Origin of the sequence: Dickeya sp. Secpp 1600 (assembly GCF_003049805.1) — a bacterium.
GTDB classification, from domain to species: Bacteria; Pseudomonadota; Gammaproteobacteria; order Enterobacterales; family Enterobacteriaceae; genus Dickeya; species Dickeya fangzhongdai.
This window is the reverse complement of record NZ_CP023484.1, coordinates 3,364,749-3,379,006: the sequence shown is the minus strand read 5'-3', so window position 1 is coordinate 3,379,006 and position 14,258 is coordinate 3,364,749. Positions and strand designations below refer to the sequence as shown.

At 61.6% G+C, this 14,258-nt stretch carries 11 protein-coding genes; 9 read left to right on the top strand and 2 right to left on the bottom strand.

The genetic code is table 11. The annotated features are described in order from the left end of the window. Window positions 1-183: 183 nt before the first annotated feature. Window positions 184-1,167 (top strand): alpha/beta hydrolase, encoded by a 984-nt coding sequence (locus CPA59_RS14940; RefSeq protein WP_107759899.1) that lies wholly within the window; start codon window positions 184-186, stop codon window positions 1,165-1,167. A gap of 102 nt (window positions 1,168-1,269) precedes the next feature. On the opposite strand, the gene CPA59_RS14935 is transcribed toward CPA59_RS14940, so the two are convergent. Continuing rightward, window positions 1,270-2,487 (bottom strand): multidrug effflux MFS transporter, encoded by a 1,218-nt coding sequence (locus CPA59_RS14935; protein ID WP_107759896.1) that lies wholly within the window; start codon window positions 2,485-2,487, stop codon window positions 1,270-1,272. Further along, complete coding sequence (locus CPA59_RS14930; protein WP_038919618.1) at window positions 2,484-3,080, bottom strand: TetR/AcrR family transcriptional regulator; 597 nt, start codon at window positions 3,078-3,080, stop codon at window positions 2,484-2,486. Before CPA59_RS14930 ends, CPA59_RS14935 begins: the two co-directional genes overlap by 4 nt. Before the next feature lie 122 nt (window positions 3,081-3,202). Here CPA59_RS14930 and CPA59_RS14925 point away from each other — a divergent pair, with 122 nt between their 5' ends. The 8 genes from CPA59_RS14925 (at window position 3,203) to CPA59_RS14890 (ending at window position 14,251) form a co-directional block, all read left to right on the top strand. Continuing rightward, window positions 3,203-4,348: an efflux RND transporter periplasmic adaptor subunit gene (locus tag CPA59_RS14925; protein ID WP_038919617.1), complete on the top strand. Its 1,146-nt coding sequence runs from the start codon at window positions 3,203-3,205 to the stop codon at window positions 4,346-4,348. Window positions 4,349-4,350: 2 nt separating this feature from the next. Further along, entirely contained in the window at window positions 4,351-7,518 is a 3,168-nt protein-coding gene (locus CPA59_RS14920; protein ID WP_038919616.1) for an efflux RND transporter permease subunit, read from the top strand. Beyond that, window positions 7,518-8,915: an efflux transporter outer membrane subunit gene (locus CPA59_RS14915; protein ID WP_107759894.1), complete on the top strand. Its 1,398-nt coding sequence runs from the start codon at window positions 7,518-7,520 to the stop codon at window positions 8,913-8,915. Before CPA59_RS14920 ends, CPA59_RS14915 begins: the two co-directional genes overlap by 1 nt. Before the next feature lie 117 nt (window positions 8,916-9,032). After that, complete coding sequence (locus CPA59_RS14910; protein ID WP_107759892.1) at window positions 9,033-9,323, top strand: hypothetical protein; 291 nt, start codon at window positions 9,033-9,035, stop codon at window positions 9,321-9,323. A 141-nt stretch (window positions 9,324-9,464) separates the two neighbouring features. Beyond that, the gene (locus CPA59_RS14905) at window positions 9,465-10,751 is read left to right on the top strand and encodes a nitrate regulatory protein (RefSeq protein ID WP_039692266.1); all 1,287 of its coding nucleotides are present in this window, start codon (window positions 9,465-9,467) and stop codon (window positions 10,749-10,751) included. A 469-nt stretch (window positions 10,752-11,220) separates the two neighbouring features. Then, entirely contained in the window at window positions 11,221-12,498 is a 1,278-nt protein-coding gene (locus tag CPA59_RS14900; protein WP_107760855.1) for a CmpA/NrtA family ABC transporter substrate-binding protein, read from the top strand. Window positions 12,499-12,510: 12 nt separating this feature from the next. Continuing rightward, a complete protein-coding gene (gene ntrB / locus CPA59_RS14895; protein ID WP_107759891.1) occupies window positions 12,511-13,446 on the top strand; it encodes a nitrate ABC transporter permease in 936 nt (311 codons plus the stop codon). A gap of 10 nt (window positions 13,447-13,456) precedes the next feature. Beyond that, entirely contained in the window at window positions 13,457-14,251 is a 795-nt protein-coding gene (locus CPA59_RS14890) for an ABC transporter ATP-binding protein (protein ID WP_038919612.1), read from the top strand. Window positions 14,252-14,258: the final 7 nt, after the last annotated feature.

Genomic DNA, 14,258 nt, shown 5'->3' with positions numbered 1-14,258 from the left:
CCTCACCCGACTGACCGGCTCGTTTTTTCCCCAGCCAACAGACAAGCACGATTTTTTTATACCCTGAAGAACCATTATAGTGGCACAGCCTCACGGGAATTATCCAGTTAGTTCATCAGGAATAATCGTCTGACAAACGATTATAAAATGTTTTTTTAAATCATTTTAAGGACTGTATTTATTATGAATACTGCTACTAACGTTAATCGCCTGCCGGGATACACTCAGGGCGCACAGGTCATTCGTGTTAAAAAAGTACGTCAACAAATTGATGCTATTAATGGCATCGTTTATTCCCAGATTAAAAGCCTACAACAAGTACGTCAGTTGGAAATGTCCCTGCTCGTCCCCCGTACTACCGCCCTGAAACCGGCGATTGTCTATTTTCCCGGTGGTGGGTTCCGTTCGGCTTTCTATGAGAAATTCATTGAAATGCGCATGGCGCTGGCGGAATCCGGATTTGTTGTCGCGGCGGCGGAATACCGTGTTATTGCCGACCAATACCCGGCGTTGATCGAGGATGCCAAATCAGCGGTGCGTTACCTGCGTGAGCACGCGGCGGAATACGGCATTGACCCGACCAGAATCGGCGTACTGGGCGATTCCGCCGGTGGCTATGTCGCGCAAATGGCGGGAGCGACGAATGGGCAGCGAAACTTTGACAAAGGGCAGTTTCTGGATAAATCGTCCGATGTGCAGGCGATCGCCACCCTGTATGGGATTTCCAGTTTGCTGAATATTGGCGAGGGTTTTCCGGAAAATATGCGCAAAGTCCACGAATCGCCCGCGGTGCCGGAAGCCCTGCTGGTGAATGGCACTGCGTTTATGGATTTCTCCGGCGCCAGCATTACCAGCGATCCGGTCAAAGCGCTTAGCGCCAGCCCGATGGGCCAGCTCAGCGGAAGAAAACCGCCGTTTCTGATCATGCACGGCAGCACCGACAATATCGTTTCGCCGCTGCAAAGCAAACAGCTCTACGAGGCATTGGTCGCGGGCGGCAACCGGGCGGAATATGTGCTGCTGGAAGGGGCTGGGCATGGCGATATTTACTGGTTCCAGCCGGTGATCATCAGCAAAGTCGTCAGTTGGTTTAAACAAACGCTGGGTGAACCAACCCCGGCCCCTGCCTTGTCTGGCGGCGATGATCCCACTGAAGGCCGTTTGTAATCGGGATAAGCCCGTGCCGTGAATCTTGCCGGCACGGGCTGTGCGCGCAGGGGAACTCCGTGATTCAGCGCGATGACTGACTGCTCATCGCCGCGTACCGGTTCATCCCTTTTCCGGTTGATCTCCCCGAGCGGTGCATTTCAGGGATAACAGCAGATAGGCGATGACCGCCAGCAGGTAACATCCCAGAATCACCAGCGCCATCGACAGCGCGCTGGTGCTGCCGGTCAGCCCGGTAAACGGCACGCTCAGCGCGCCGAGCGCGAACATGCTCAGACCAATCAGCGCCGAAGCGCTGCCGGCCTTGCTGCCCTGGCTCTGCATCGCCAGCGATGACGCGCAGGGGCCGACAATCCCGATCATGGCGATGGCGAAAAACAGCGGGATCAGAATGCCGATAAGCGGCGCGTGCAGCAACCCGGCCACCGTCAGCACCAGCGCCGAGATGACCGAGACAGCCAGTCCGGCGTGCAGCACGCGCTGCTCGCCAAAGCGCAGGCTAAAGTGGGAGGCAAGCTGTCCGGCGGCGATCAGCCCGATGCCGTTGACCGCAAAACACAGGCTGAACGCCTGCGGGCTGAGCCCGTACACTTCCTGCAGCACGAACGGCGAGGCGCCGATGTAGGCGAACATGCCGGCGCCGCACAGCCCCTGCGCCAGACACAATCCCATGAATGTTCGCTCCCGCAGCAGGCTTCCCAGCGACGACAGCATCGAACCGACCCCGCCGGCGATGCGCCGCTCGGCGGGCAGCGTCTCGTTTAGCCGCAGCAGACACATCGCCAGCAACAGAAAAGCAATCACCGCCAGCAGCACAAAAATACCGCGCCAGTCGGTCACGCCCAGCAGCAGACCGCCCAGTACCGGCGAGAGGATCGGCGCCAGGCCGTTGATCAGCATCAGCAACGAGAAAAAGCGGGTCAGGGCATGACCCACATACAGATCCCGCGCGACGGCCCGGGACAACACCGCGCCGCCTGCGCCGGCGATGCCCTGCAACAACCGGGCGACGATCAACTGGCCGATATCCTGCGCCAGCGCGCACCAGACCGAAGTCAACAGCAGCATCGCCAGCGACAGCAACAACGGCAGGCGTCGGCCCAGCTTGTCGCTCAGCGGGCCGAAGATCAACTGACCGGCGCCCAGCCCGAGCAGGCCGGCGGTCAGGCTAAGTTGGGTGGCGGCCGTCGAGGTGGCGAGCGCGCCGGTCATCTGCGGCAGCGCCGGGAGGTAGAGATCGGTGCATAGCGGGCCGAGCGCGGCCAGCGTACCCAGAATCAGGGCGTATTCAAGTCGTGAACGGGATGATTTTTCAGTCATGGCGTCTTATCAGGAAACAGTGAGTCAAACAGGGATTGGTACAGCGGTTCCAACACCGCGACCGGGGCGCGCTGCGGAATCACACTGCGGAATGTCGTGCCTTCGCACAATACCGCCATCAGTTCGGTACGCGCGGCGATTTCCTCATCCGAAAAATGCGGAAAGCGGTGTTTCATCAGCGTACTGGCACGGGTAAACATTTGCTGGTCGGCCTCCTGCATGATGCTCGCCACCCGCGGGTTACGGGTGGCTTCCGATGCCACTTCCAGCATCAGCAGGTTGTCATCGTCGTCGCTGTCTCCGGCGATCGGTAACTGACGGCGGGCCAGCAGCGGCGCAAAACGCCGGGGGTCTTCATTTTCCGGCGTCATGCGCTGTAGCCGGATATCGACGATACGCCGTACGATCTCCTCAATGATGTCGTCTTTGTTGACGAAATAGCGGTAAATCTGCCCGACGCTAAGCTGCGCCTGCGCGGCGATTTCCGCCATGCTGGCGCCGTGAAAGCCGGACTGGCGAAAGCAGCGGCGGGCGGCGGCGATGATCTGATCACGCCGGGCCTGCGCCTTGTCTTCATGATGGGGTGATGGCATAGCATTGCTCCAATGCCTGGATAACGTTGCTAACGCTATCCTTGCAAATTTTATAAGAAGTCTGACGTCAAATTTTTTATATTGAGAACGAACGTTCATTCTCAATTCTAGGACAGGACTTGATGCGAAGTAACAACTTTATTGTAACAGTGGCTACGTGCGCTGCGCTGTTGACGGGATGCGATCGCAGCGCTGTTTCACCGGCGTCATCACAGCCGGTGGCGGTGACCGTGCAGACGCTGCATGGCGCACCCGTCACGCTGCACAGCGAACTGACCGGCCGCGTGACGGCGGCGATGGTATCCGAGGTTCGCCCGCAGGTGGATGGCATTATCCAGCAACGGTTATTTACCGAAGGCAGCGAAGTGAAAGCCGGGCAGATGCTGTATCAGATTGACCCGGCCAGTTATCAGGCGGCGGCGGATCAGGCCGCCGCGGCGCTGAAAAACGCCCAGTCCACCGTGCGCTCGGCCAAACTGAAAGCCGAACGTTACGCCCGGCTGCTGAAAGAAGAGGGGGTGTCGCAGCAGGACGCGGACGACGCGCAGGCCACCTATGAGCAGGATGTCGCCAGCGTTGCGGAAAAGACCGCCGCCCTGAAAACCGCGCAAATCAACCTGGCGTATACCCGCATTACCGCGCCGATTTCCGGCCGCATCGGTATTTCGTCGGTCACGCCGGGCGCGCTGGTGACCGCCAGCCAGAGCACCGCGCTGGCCACCATTCGCCAACTGGACCCGATCTATGTCGACCTTACCCAGTCCAGCAGTCAGCGGCTGGCGCTGCTGGCGCACCAGAAACAGCAACAGGCGGCGGTAACGTTGACGCTGGAAAACGGCCAGCCTTACAGCCAGCCGGGCGTGCTGAAACTGGCGGAAGTGGCGGTGGATGAAGCCACCGGTTCAGTGACGCTGCGCGCCGAGTTCCCTAACGCCGGGCATATGTTGTTACCGGGCATGTTTGTGCGCGCCACCGTGGAAACCGCCAGCGTGCCTGACGCCATTCTGGCGCCGCAGCAAGGCATCCTGCGCGACACCAAAGGCAATGCCTATGCGCTGGTGGTCAACAACCAGCAGGTGGTGGAGCGGCGCGAGGTGGAAACCGGCGAGGCGATGGGCAGCCGCTGGCTGATCACTCAGGGGCTGAACGCGGGTGACCGGCTGATTACCGAAGGCACCGACAAGGTGCGCACGGGCGATAAAGTCACCGCCGTTGAGGAGAGCGCCCGGTCGGATACGGCGACGCCGCGCACGACGGAGGCCCGCTGATCATGTTCTCCCGTTTCTTTATTCATCGCCCGGTGTTTGCCTGGGTGATCGCCATTGTCATCATGCTGGCGGGCGCGCTGTCGATTGAATCGCTGCCGGTGGCGCAGTACCCGAATGTGGCGCCGCCCTCCATCGCCATCAAAGCCAGTTACCCCGGCGCTTCCGCCGACACGCTGGAAAACAGCGTGACCCAGGTGATTGAGCAGCAGCTCACCGGGTTGGACGGGCTACTCTATTTTTCTTCCTCCAGCGATTCGAGCGGCGATGTGCGCATCACCGCCACGTTTACGCAGGGCACCAACCCGGATACCGCGCAGGTGCAGGTGCAGAACAAGGTGCAACAGGCCACCAGCCGCCTGCCCACTGAAGTGCAACAGCAAGGCATCACGGTGACCAAGTCCCAGCAGGATTTCCTGCTGATCATGGCGTTATACGACACCACGGATAAAAGCACCGCCGCCGACATCGCCGACTACATGGTCAGCAACCTGCAGGACCCGCTCTCCAGGGTAGACGGCGTCGGCAGCGTACAGGTGTTCGGTTCCCAGTACGCGATGCGCATCTGGCTGGACCCGACCAAACTGGCGGCGTACAGCCTGATGCCGTCGGATATTTCCTCCGCGATCGAAGCGCAGAACACCCAGGTGTCGGCCGGGAAAATCGGCGCGCAGCCGGCCGGCAGCGATCAGCAATTGACCGCGACCGTCACCGCGCAATCACGGCTGAAAACCCCGACGCAGTTCCGCGACATCATCGTTAAAAGCGAATCCAGCGGTGCGTTGGTGCGCCTTGGCGACGTGGCGCGGGTCGAGCTGGGCAACGAGGACTACACCACCACCACCCGGCTGAACGGTCACCCCGCCGCCGGGATCGCGGTGATGCTGTCGTCCGGCGCCAATGCGCTGGCGACGGCGGAGCGGGTGAAAGCCAAAGTGGCGGAGTTCACCCCGCAGATGCAGCAAGGCTACGAAGTGTCCTACCCGAAAGACAGCACCGACTTTATCAAGGTGTCGGTGGAAGAGGTGGTGCAGACCCTGTTTGAGGCCATCGCCCTGGTGGTGCTGGTGATGTTTCTGTTCCTGCAGAACCTGCGCGCCACGCTGATCCCGGCGGTGGCGGTGCCGGTGGTATTGCTGGGGACGTTCGGCGTGCTGGCGGTGTTCGGGTACTCCATCAATACCCTGACGCTGTTCGGCATGGTGCTGGCGATCGGCCTGCTGGTGGATGACGCCATCGTGGTGGTGGAAAACGTCGAGCGGCTGATGCGCGATCAGGGACTGTCGCCGGTGGCGGCCACGGAACAGTCGATGCGCGAGATTTCCAGCGCGCTGATCGGGGTGGCGCTGGTGCTGAGCGCGGTGTTTCTGCCGATGGCGTTCTTCGGCGGATCGACCGGGGTGATCTATCGGCAGTTCTCCATCACCATCGTGTCCTCCATGCTGCTGTCGGTGGTGGTGGCGTTGACGCTGACGCCGGCGCTGTGCGCGGCGTTGCTGAAACCGGCGGCGCATTCGTCGCCGGACGGCAACGGTTTCTTCGCCCGTTTCAACCGTGGGTATGACCGTTTGCAGCAGCGCTATACCGGGCGGGTGGCGCATGTCATTACCGGACCGTGGCGCTATCTGGCGCTGTACGGTTTGCTGATCGTGGCGTTGGGCTTACTGTTCCTGCGGTTGCCGGGCGGCTTCCTGCCTAACGAGGATCAGGGTGATGTCATGGTGCAGTTTACGTTGCCGGCTGGCGCCACCGAAGCCCGTACCAGTAAGGTGGGGGAGCGCATCGAGCACTATTTTCTCACCGAGGAAAAAAACAATGTTGAAGCCATTTTCGTGATTTCCGGCTTCAACTTCAGCGGCAGCGGACAGAATGCCGGGATGGCGTTTGTAGCGCTGAAGAACTGGAGCCAACGCCCCGGCAGCGCGAACAGTTCCGACGCCATCGCCCATCGCGCCATGCAGGCGCTGTCCGCGATTCGCGACGCGCAGGTGTTCACCATGTCGCCGCCGGCGGTGCAGGGGCTGGGCCAGTCTGACGGCTTTACCTTTGAATTGCAGGCTACCGGCAATACCGACCGCAGTCGTTTACTGGCGTTGCGCGATCAACTGCTGGCGGAAGCGGCGAAGAATCCGCGGCTGTCCGCAGTACGCCCCAACGATCTGGTGCAGATGCCGCAGCTACAGGTGGACCTCGACTACGCCAAAATCCGCGCGCTGGGGCTGTCGATCAGCGATGTCACCAGCACGTTGAGCAGCGCCTGGGGCGGCACCTACGTCAACGACTTCATCGATCGCGGCCGGGTGAAGAAAGTCTACATTCAGGGCGACGCCGGCTCGCGCGGCCAGCCGTCGGATCTCGACAAGTGGTTCGTGCGCGGCACCGACAGCAGCGGCAACAGCGTAATGACGCCGTTCTCCGCCTTTGCAGCCACCCGCTGGAGCTACGGCCCGGAAAGCCTGTCGCGTTATAACGGGCTGGCGTCCTACGAAATTCAGGGCACCGGCGCGCCCGGCGTCAGCTCCGGCAAGGCGATGGACGAGATGGAAGCGCTGGCGCGCGCGCTGCCTGCCGGCACCACCTTTGCCTGGAGCGAGCTCTCTTATCAGGAACGGCTGGCCAGCGGGCAGGCGATATCGCTCTACGCCATGTCGATTCTGGTGGTGTTCCTGTGCCTGGCGGCGCTGTATGAAAGCTGGAGTATTCCGTTCTCGGTGATGATGGTCATCCCGCTCGGGGTGGTGGGCGCGGTGCTGGCCGCGACATTGCGCGGGCTGGAAAACGACGTCTATTTTCAGGTGGCGTTGCTTACCACCATCGGGCTGTCGGCCAAGAACGCCATTCTGATCGTGGAGTTCGCCGAAGCCGCTTACCGGCGCGGCGCCACGCTGTATGAAGCGGCGCTGGAAGGGGCGCGTACGCGTCTGCGGCCGGTGTTGATGACGTCGATGGCGTTTATCGCCGGGGTATTCCCGCTGGCGGTGGCGACCGGAGCAGGCGCCAACAGCCGTATCTCCATCGGCAGCGGTATTGTCGGCGGTACGCTGACCGCCACCGTGCTGGCGATTTTTCTGGTGCCGATGTTCTTTGTGTTGGTCAGACGGGTATTCCCCGGTCGCCACACGCAAACATCGCCATCCACCTCGATGCCGACGCCTACGCAGGGAGAAAACTGATGCGCGTTATTATGACGTTACTGACCGGCGCTATGCTGTTATCCGGCTGTTCGCTGGATCCGCACTATCAGCGGCCGTCCGCGCCGGTGCCTGACGCCTGGCCGCAAGGGGCGGCCTATCATGCGGCGGCGGCGGCCCGCCAGCCGGCGGATGATATCCCGTGGCGCGAGGTGCTAGTGGACGATCGCCTGCGTCAGGTTGTCGACATGGCGTTGTCGGACAACCGTGATCTGCGCAAAGCGATTGCCGATGTGGAAGCGGCGCGCGCGCAGCTTGGCGAAAAGCGCGCGACGCTGCTGCCGACCATCAACGCCGGGATAGATGGCGATCGCAGCCGTTCGCTCAGCAGCAGCGGCAATGGGACGGTATTGAGCAGCAGCTACGGCGCCAGCCTGTCCACCAGCGCCTTTACGCTGGATTTGTTTGGTAAAAACCGCAGCCTGACCGGCGCGGCGCGGGAGGCGTATCTGTCCAGCGCGGCCACCGCCACCAGCACCCGGCTGACGCTGATCGCCGATACGTCCACCGCCTGGGTGGCGCTGGCGACCGCCCGCAGCAATCTGGCGCTGGCGCGTCAGACGATGGAGAGCGCCGGGCAGTCGCTGGCGGTGACCCGCAGCCGGTTGCGTAACGGTGTGGCGTCGGCGGTGGATGTAGCGCAGGCGGAAACCGTCTACCAGCAGGCGCGGGCGGACGTCGCCAGCGCGCTGACCACCGAAGCGCAGGATAAGAATGCGTTGGACCTGCTGGCCGGGCGCCCGGTGCCGGAGGCGCTGTTGCCTGCGGATGTGGCGTCGCTGGCGCAGGCGGTGAAACCGGTCGCCGCCGGCATTTCGTCCGCCGCGTTGTTGCGCCGTCCGGATGTGCAGGCGGCGGAACATACCCTGAAATCGGCCAACGCCAATATCGGCGCGGCGCGAGCGGCATTTTTCCCCAGCATTACGCTGACCGCCAGCAACGGCCTGAGCAGCGAGGCGCTGTCGTCGCTGTTTAGCGGCGGCGCGCACGTCTGGTCGCTGGCGCCGTCCGTCAGCCTGCCTGTCTTTGACGGCGGCGCCAACCTGTCGGCGTTGCGCTACGCCGAGGCGGAAAAACAGGGCTATGTCGCCAGTTACGAGAAAACGTTGCAGACCGCGTTTCGCGAAGTGGCCGACGCGCTGGCGCGCAAAGGCACGATTGATGAGCAGCAGGCGGCGCAACGCGATTACGTGGCGGCGGCCGAGCGCAGTTATCAACTGGCCAGCAACCGCTACCGCGCCGGGGTCGATACCTACCTCAACGTACTGGATGCCCAGCGTACGCTGTACAGCGCCCGTCAGTCGTTGCTCAGCCTGGAACAGTCGCGGCTGGATAATCTGATTACGCTGTATAACGTATTGGGAGGTGGGGTGAAATAATATTTTTCGGCAGAGCGGGGATTATTTCCCGGCTCTGCCTTTTTAAATCTGGTTATATTTTTACTGCTGTTTTTTCTTTTGATAAATCGATTTTTTAGACTTAATACAGCAAGGATAATGGAGCGTATTCTGTCGGTCGCCAACGATTGCGATGGAAAACCGACTTACAACATCACCTATGACGCGGCCGGTAAAACGCCGCTGCTGATTGGCAAGCGGATTAATAATTCCGCCGGCCACTCTCCGGAAATTGGCAAGCAAAGTAGCGCCACAAACGGCGATATTGTGCATCTGGTGAATAACCTGTTCGACTCGAATTCAAAAATAAGATGTTCGCCACGCTGGATGCCGATATCGGCGCACAGCAGTTTGGACTGCCCCACATCGGTAGACGATCCTGCCCTATAGTTTGGAATACCACGCGCCGGTTTGGTGCTGGTCAGCCCGTTGGTTGCACAACCGCCTGAGCAGGCGCACTATTTGTATCAGGCGCACTATTTGCATGTGTATTGCATAATGTGGCAATCGGCGGTGTAGAGAGAAGAGAGAATGGTAGCGGACCCTTCAACGACAATTCGTTTTCTGATGGCTTCGCGCCAGTGTGAACTGAATAGCCTGCGCGGGCTGCTGCAAAGCGGCGAGCTGGTGGGGCGCATCAGCCAGCTGGTGCACATGCTGCAACGCGAACGCGGCACCTCCAACCTGTTCCTGTGTTCGGACGGGCGGCTGTGTGTGGATGAACTGCCGCAGCGCGAGCAGGATGTGCAACAGGCCGAGTCGCAATTTATGGAACAACTGGATGACCTGGCGCAGCGCGCCGGGTCGTTGCCGCAGGCCAGCCGGCTGTTCAGCCGCGCCGCCAGCGTGGTTTACACGCTGGGGTTGCTGCCGTCGCTGCGCCAGCAGGTGCGTCAGCGCGCGTTGCCGCAGTCGGACGCGATGACGGTGTTCAACGACATCATCCGCCATCTATTGACGCTGGTGTTCGAAGTGTCGGATACCGCGGCGGAGCCGGTGATTGCCCGTGCGCTGGTGGCGATGTTCAGTTTCATGCAGGGCAAGGAATTGGCCGGTCAGGAGCGGGCGGTCGGCGCCGCCGCGTTTGCCGCCGGTGAATTTCCGGTCAGTACTCAGCAGACATTGCTGGACCTGATCGAACGTCAGGAGCGTTGCTTCGATACCTTCGCCAATTTCGCCGATGACGTCAGCCGTGAGCGCTGGTTATCGCTGGCGACCGATCGGGAATTTGAACGACTGCGGCGCGTGGCTTGCACCCGCGCGCCGGACAACCTGCCGCTGGAAGGCAGCCTGCAATGGTTCGCGCTGGCGACGGCGCGTATCGACGCCATGAAGCACATCGAGGATCGGCTGGAGCAGACGCTGATGCAACTGTGCCGCGATCGTATCGCCGCCGCCGAGCAGGCTTGTCTTGACCAGCAGGCGGATGTCGCCGGCCTGATGGCGGCGCAGCAGGGGGAAGACCACAGCTATTCGGTGTTTATCGCCCGCTCGGAGATGGAGCAGGGCGCGGCGGCGCACAGCTGGCTCGACAGCGACGGCGTGCGGCCGCAGCTGGGGCGTTCGCTGCTGTCGCTGGTGCAACAGCAGGCGCGGCGTCTGCAGGCGCTGGATCATGAACTGGCGGCGATGCGCGCGACGCTGGATGAGCGGCGCCAAATCGACCGGGCCAAGGGCGTGCTGATGCAGCACCGGGGCTTAAGCGAAGAAGAGGCGTATAAAACCCTGCGCCGTATGGCGATGAACCAGAATAAGAAACTGATCGAGATTGCCAACGCCATGCTGGCGGTGGCGGATGTGTTTCAGGATAACCCCTGATGGAACGCGGCGAGTTGGCATGGCGTTAACTGGAATCCGCTCGCCGTGAATGCACATAAAGCGTGCGTGATTTGCCAGATAACGGTGCAGCCGAAGCCGTTATCTTCCCACCGCTCTGACGCGTATAGCGGCGGTTGTTCGTTTTCGCCATCGGCCTGATATCCCGGCTGAATTGATCCAGCTCAATATTAGCCGCGCTTTCGGCGAGCAGAATAGCCCCATCGGGACGCGTCGGTTATCCGGCGCGGCATGGACGGTCCACTCAATGTGCTGTCAGGTCACAGGGATATCTGACAGGTTGGCACACACCTTGCTTCATCTCCGGTAACAATTCACTGCGACTTTTTCGTGCTAATGGCGGTACGGAAAAGCGCTGGGCAAAGGCGTCCATAAGCGTGCGATTTTCGCATGGCTTATGGACGCCTTTTTGTTTTTGCCGCCGAAACGGCGGGTTGCCGAGGTGTCGTTGATGAGTGATTCCAAAACCGATAACAAAACCAATAACCAAACACAGGCGTTTTCCCGCCGCCAGTTTCTGGTGGGGAGCGCTGCGCTGGGCGGCGCCATGCTGCTGCCGGGAATAATGAACCGCGCCTGGGCGGCCGGTTCCGATGCCCCGGAGAAGAAAGAGGTGCGCATCGGTTTTATTCCGTTGACCGACTGCGCATCGGTGGTGATGGCGTCGGTAAAAGGTTTTGACAAGAAATACGGCATCACCATTGTGCCGAGCAAGGAAGCGAGCTGGGCCGCCGTGCGCGACAAGCTGGTGTCCGGCGAACTGGACGCGGCGCACGTGCTCTACGGGCTGTTGTACGGCCTGCAGGCCGGCGCGTCGGGGCCGCAGCACAATATGGCGGTGCTGATGACGCTGAACAACAACGGTCAGGCGATCACTCTGTCCAATAAGCTGCGCGAAGCCGGCGTGAGCGATGCCGCCAGCCTGAAGCGTTTTATTGCGGCCAGCCCGGCGGGGACTTACACCTTCGCCCAGACGTTTCCCACCGGCACCCACGCCATGTGGCTCTATTACTGGCTGGGGGCGGCCGGCATCAACCCGTTTGACGACGTGCGCACCGTGGTAGTGCCGCCGCCGCAGATGGTGGTGAACATGAAGATCGGCAACATGAGCGGTTTCTGCGTCGGCGAACCCTGGAACCAGCGCGCGATTACCGACGGCCTCGGGTTTACCGCCGCCACGTCGCAGGATATCTGGCCGGATCACCCGGAGAAGGTGCTCGGCACCAGCGCCGAATGGGTTAACGCCAACCCCAATACCGCCCGCGCGCTGACGGCGGCGGTGCTGGAAGCCTCGCGCTGGATCGACAGCTCGGACGACAACCGGCGCGAAACCGCCCGCGTCATCGCCGGGCGCGCGTACGTCAACACCCAGGAGGAGACGATTGTCGGCCGTATGCTGGGGCAATACGACAACGGCGCGGGCAAAAGCTGGCAGGACGCGCACGCCATGCGCTTCTACCACGACGGCGAAGTGAACTTCCCGTATCTGTCGGACGGGATGTGGTTCCTCACCCAGCACAAACGCTGGGGCCTGCTGGCGCAGGAGCCGGATTATCAGGCGGTGGCCCGTCAGGTCAATCGCATCGATATCTACAAACAGGCGGCCAGTGCGGTCGGCAATGTGCCGCTGCCATCCGGCGAGATGCGCAGCAGCGTATTGATTGACGGCAAGCGTTGGGACGGCAGCGATCCGGCCGGTTATGCCAACAGCTTCAGCGTGAAAAAGTAACGGAGAGCGACCATGAAAACGCAAGCCCAGATTCTTTCGATCGTGCCGGAGCCGACTGACACGCCGCACCACAATGCTGTCGCGACCGACGCCACCGTTATCGCCTTACCCGAAACCGTTGGCGTAGCTGCACCGGCGCCGACCGTCGCCTCGCCGCGCGCCGTCTGGCGGCCGCGCCTGAGCCGATGGCTGTCCCGGCTGTTGCCGGGCGGCGTCGGCATGATCCTGCTGCTGGCGGTCTGGCAACTCGCGGCGCTGAGCAGCAAAGGTTTCCCGACGCCGTGGCAGACCTGGCTGGCGGCGCAGAGCATTTTTGCCGACCCCTTTTACGTGGCCGGCCCCAACGATCAGGGCATCGGCTGGAACGTGCTGGCGTCGCTGGAGCGCGTCGGCATCGGTTTCGGGCTGGCGGCGCTGGTGGGCATTCCCGCCGGTTTCCTGATTGGCCGCTTCCGGTTTATGGCGGCGATGTTCAACCCGATTATTTCGCTGTTGCGTCCGGTCAGCCCGCTGGCATGGCTGCCCATCGGCCTGCTGCTGTTCCAGCGCGCCGAGCCGGCTTCCAACTGGACCATTTTTATCTGCTCCATCTGGCCGATGATCCTCAACACCGCCGAGGGGGTGCGCCAGATTCCGCAGGATTATCTCAACGTGGCGCGGGTGCTGAAGCTGTCCGAATTCACCATCATGCGCAAGATCCTGCTGCCGGCGGTGCTGCCGAGCGTGCTGACCGGGGTGCGGCTGTCGATCGGCATCGCCTGGCTGGTGATCGTGGCGGCGGAAATGCTGACCGGCGGCATCGGTATCGGCTTCTGGATTTGGAACGAGTGGAACAACCTCAACGTGCCCAACATCATCATCGCCATTCTGGTGATTGGCGTGGTCGGGCTGTTACTTGAGCAAGGGCTGATGTTGCTGGCCAAACGCTTCAGCTATGAAACCCGTTAAGGAGAAACGTATGCGCGATCAACCGATTATCCGTATTCAGCAGGTCAGTCAGCGTTTTTCCACCGCCAGCGGTTCGTTCCTGGCGCTCGATAACGTGAGTTTCGATATCCATACCGGGGAAACCCTGAGTTTGATCGGGCACTCCGGCTGCGGCAAATCAACGCTGCTCAACCTGATTGCCGGGCTGACGCTGCCGACCAGCGGCGGCCTGCTGTGCGACAACCGCGAAATCGACGGCCCGGGGCCGGAGCGGGCGGTGGTATTCCAGAACCATTCGCTGCTGCCGTGGCTCACCACCTACGACAACGTCGCGCTGGCGGTGAAGCAGGTATTCCGCGGCCAGATGAGCAAGGCGGAGATGCACGAGTGGATCGTCCATAACCTGGAGCTGGTGCACATGGGGCACGCGCTGAACAAGCATCCGCATGAGATTTCCGGCGGCATGAAGCAGCGGGTGGGCATCGCCCGCGCGCTGGCGATGAAACCCAAGGTGCTGCTGATGGACGAACCGTTCGGTGCGCTGGACGCGCTGACCCGCGCCCATTTGCAGGACGCGGTGATGGAAATCCAGCAGCGGCTGAACACCACCATCGTGCTGATAACCCATGACGTGGATGAGGCGGTGTTGCTCTCCGACCGGGTGCTGATGATGACCAACGGCCCGGCGGCCACGGTGGGCGAGATCATGACGGTGGCGCTGGAACGCCCGCGCTCTCGCGTCGCGCTGGCGGATGACCCGCGTTATCACCAGTACCGTCAGCAGGTGCTGCATTTCCTGTATGAGAAGCAGCCGCACGCGGCCTGACGGGAGG